The following is a 3,342-nucleotide window of genomic DNA, read 5'->3' on the forward strand; positions in this document are numbered from 1 at the left end:
GCCCCGGGTCGGGGTTCGCGGACGCGGTGGCGGCGGTGGTGGGGGCCGCGGTGGCGGTCGCCGTCCGTTGGCCGTCGCTGGCGGGGGTGTCGCCGTGGCTGGCGGCGGTGGCGGTGACGAACGGGACCCTGCTCGCCCCCTCGATGATCACCTCTGGGGTGTCGTCGCCGTGATCGTGGATCAATACGAGTTGTCTCTTATGCCGGATAGCCGCTGGTTGGGAGCCTGCGCGGGTCGTGTGTCCACGGACGCGGAGGAGGCCTGGTGGCCGACGAGGAGACGCAGAGCAGGGTGGAACGGGCGCGGGAGAGCGCCCTGTTCCGTTACATGCTGGTCAGGGAGGCGGCGGACCCGGCGCTGACAGGGCGGCAGCGGGGCGCGATGGTCCGCCGGATCGCCGCTGCCGAACACGTCGGGCCGGACGGGAAGCCGATGCGGGTGACCCGCTGGACGCTGGACCGGTGGATCCGGGCCTGGCGGGCGGGCGGGTTCGACGCGCTGGTCCCCACGCCGCGGCAGGCGGCGCCGCGGACCCCGGCCGAGGTGCTCGAGCTGGCGGCGGGCCTGCGGCGGGAGAACCCGCAGCGCACGGCGGCGCAGGTCCGCCGGATTGTGGCCACGCAGCTGGGCTAGGCGCCGGACGAGCGCACGCTGCAGCGCTACTTCACCCGGATGGGCCTGGGCCCCCGCCAGTTGGCCGCCGGCCGGCCGGCGTGTTCAGCCCGTTCGAGGCGTCCCGGCCGAACGAGATCTGGACCGGGGATGCTCTGCACGGTCCCCGCCTCGCCTGCCGCAAGACGTTCCTGTTCGCCTTCATCGACGACCATTCGCGGGTCGTCGTCGGCTACCGGTGGGGCCATGCCGAGGACACCGTCCGGCTCGCCGCCGCGCTGCGCCCCGCGCTGTCCGCCCGCGGCGTCCCCGAACGGATCTACGTCGACAACGGCTCCGCATTCGTCGACGCCTGGCTGCTACGCGCCCGCGCCAAGCTCGGGATCAAACTCACGCACTCGGCCCCCGGCCGGCCCGAGGGCCGCGGCAAGATCGAACGATTCTTCCGCACCGTCCGCGACCAGTTCCTCGTCGAGATCGCCGGCGCCGGCGGCGACGGCCCCGGCTACGGAGACTCGGCCGAGTTCCGCCAAGATCTCACCGACCAGAACCTGGTCTACGTCGTCGGCGCGGCCCACACCGCGACCGTGGCGGCCCTGCGGGCTGCGATCCGCCGTTCAGCTCGCGTCCCGGCGGATCTCAGTGGCTGGCCACGCGTCGGCCGTATCCTCAACAGGTGAGCACCTTGCGGGACGAGCTGCACAGTCTGATCGACCGCCTGCCCGAATCGCAGGTGGCGCCGATCCTGGCTCTCGTGCGCGAGAGCGCACCCGCCGCGGGCGGCGGCGACGAGTGGCCATTGCCGGATTTCGTCGGCGCGTTGGCCAGCGGCAAGGGCGACCTCGCCGACCGTTCGGCTGAGATCCTGCGCGCGGAGCTCGGGCGCAATCCCGAGTGATCGTCTGGGACACCAGGCCGCTGATCGCCGCCGCCGACACCGACGACGAGCACCACGCCCGCAGCGTCGCTCTCATGCGGCACACGCCCCGGCCGCTACTCGTTCCCTATCCCGTCCTGACCGAAGTCTGCTTCATGCTCGAACGAGAGAAGGGCACCCGTGCCGAAGCCGCGTTCCTGCGCTCCATCAGCACCGGACAGATCAGCCTGATCCCGCTTGCTCGCCAGGACCTCGACCGGATGGTCGAGCTGGTCGAGAAGTACAGCGACTTCCCGCTCGGCGCCGTCGACGCCTCCGTGCTCGCGATCGCCGAACGCCTCGACGCGGACGCCATCGCGACCCTCGACCGCCGGCACTTCTCCGTCGTCCGCCTCACGAAGCCGGTCGCACTGCTGGCATGACCTTGTTGACACGCCGGCCAGCCCTGATTCCGGTAGCAGCCCGCCGATATGCGGTGGATCTTCAGCATTCCCGCCACCAGGCCGCAGGCTGCGATGGTCCACTGCGAAGCCCGAGCCCGAGCCCGAGCCCGTGGTCGGGCACGCGACGCCCAGGACCGCGTCCGCCACATCCTCGTAACTGGTCACTGTAGTTGATCTAGATCGCCGGCCTTGATGATCAGGTGAGGTCCCCCGGCCGGTGAGGTGTCGGACGCGGCTGCTCACGACAACCACCCGGTTGACACGCGAGCTTCGGTGCCGGGTCATACTTCTGTGGACGAGCTTGTCGAGGTGGTCACGGACTATCTCGAAGGAACGCTGGACGCGGACACCCGCCGCCGGTTCAGCGAGCATCTCGAACTGTGCGACGGCTGCGACGCCTATGTCGAACAGATGCGGGAGACGGTGCGGGTCACCGGCACCCTGGCGGAGGACGACCTGCGGCCGGACATGCGCGACAAGCTGCTCGCGGCGTTCCGTGGCTGGAAGGCGGGCACCACACCGTCCGCATGACGGCCGGACCTCCAGGCCAGCTGGCGCCGGCGTCGGGGAATGCCAGGAATCGACAAGGGCGTGTAACGCTTCTGCTTCCAGAGCAACCAAGCCACCGTGAGCGATTCGCGCCGGGAGCCTGATACGTCCACCCCGATACCTCGCCGCCACAGGTTGACGTCACCCGCACACAGAATGTGACACCACCTTACGTTCTGGGGGGCTGTTGCATCGGCGGAGTCCGTTGTCCGACGGCTGCCGATCGGTCATGATCGGGTGATGCGTCGACGTCGTGGCTGTCCACCGGTTCCGACGTCGGAGTTTGCGGGGTTCCGGTTCCCACCGGAAGTGATCGTCCTGGCGGTCCGCTGGTATCTGCGGTTTGCCCTGTCGTACCGGGATGTCGAGGAGCCGCTCGCCGAACGCGGCCTCGATGTCGATCACGTCACGATCTACCGGTGGGTGCTGCGCTGTACGCCCTTGCTGGTCGAGGCGGCTCGTCCGTGTCGGCACCGGCCTGGGGACAGGTGGTTCATCGACGAGACCTACGTGAAGGTCGCGGACCGGTGGACGTACCTGTACCGGGCCGTTGACCAGCATGGCCAGGTCATCGACGTCCTCGCCAGCACGCGCCGCGCCCAAGCCGCCGCCCGCCGGTTCTTCGTCCAGGCGCTGTCTCATGGCCGGCGGCCGGTGGCGGTCACCACCGGCAAGGCCCCGGTCTACCCGCGGGTCCTTGACGATCTGGTGCCCGAGGCCTGCCACGTCGACACCGCTCGGGAGAACAACCGGATCGAAGCCGATCATGGCCGGCTCAAAGCTCGGCTGCGGCCGATGCGCGGGCTGAAACGGCTCCGCTCGGTCCAAACTGTCAGTGCCGGGTATGGTCGGGTAACGGGC

6 protein-coding genes are annotated in these 3,342 nt (G+C 70.0%); all 6 read left to right on the forward strand.

What is annotated here, in order from left to right; all coding sequences use genetic code 11:
- The first annotated feature begins 264 nt into the window (after positions 1-264).
- Positions 265-633, forward strand: a complete 369-nt coding sequence (locus AC08OX_RS16295) for a helix-turn-helix domain containing protein (protein ID WP_476608602.1) — start codon at positions 265-267, stop codon at positions 631-633.
- A gap of 80 nt (positions 634-713) precedes the next feature.
- Positions 714-1,292, forward strand: coding sequence for a DDE-type integrase/transposase/recombinase (locus AC08OX_RS16300; RefSeq protein WP_476608603.1), 579 nt, complete (start codon positions 714-716; stop codon positions 1,290-1,292).
- Entirely contained in the window at positions 1,289-1,510 is a 222-nt protein-coding gene (locus tag AC08OX_RS16305; RefSeq protein WP_476608604.1) for a hypothetical protein, read from the forward strand. Before AC08OX_RS16300 ends, AC08OX_RS16305 begins: the two co-directional genes overlap by 4 nt.
- On the forward strand, positions 1,507-1,911 hold the full coding sequence (locus AC08OX_RS16310; protein WP_476608605.1) for a type II toxin-antitoxin system VapC family toxin: 405 nt from the start codon (positions 1,507-1,509) through the stop codon (positions 1,909-1,911). Before AC08OX_RS16305 ends, AC08OX_RS16310 begins: the two co-directional genes overlap by 4 nt.
- A gap of 312 nt (positions 1,912-2,223) precedes the next feature.
- Positions 2,224-2,463, forward strand: coding sequence for an anti-sigma factor family protein (locus AC08OX_RS16315; RefSeq protein WP_476608606.1), 240 nt, complete (start codon positions 2,224-2,226; stop codon positions 2,461-2,463).
- 258 nt (positions 2,464-2,721) lie between these two features.
- Positions 2,722-3,342, forward strand: a 621-nt coding sequence (locus tag AC08OX_RS16320) for an IS6 family transposase (protein WP_476608607.1), incomplete at its 3' end; no start/stop codon positions are given.

The sequence above is a fragment of the Frankia sp. CoBUL1 genome (genome assembly GCF_978021245.1).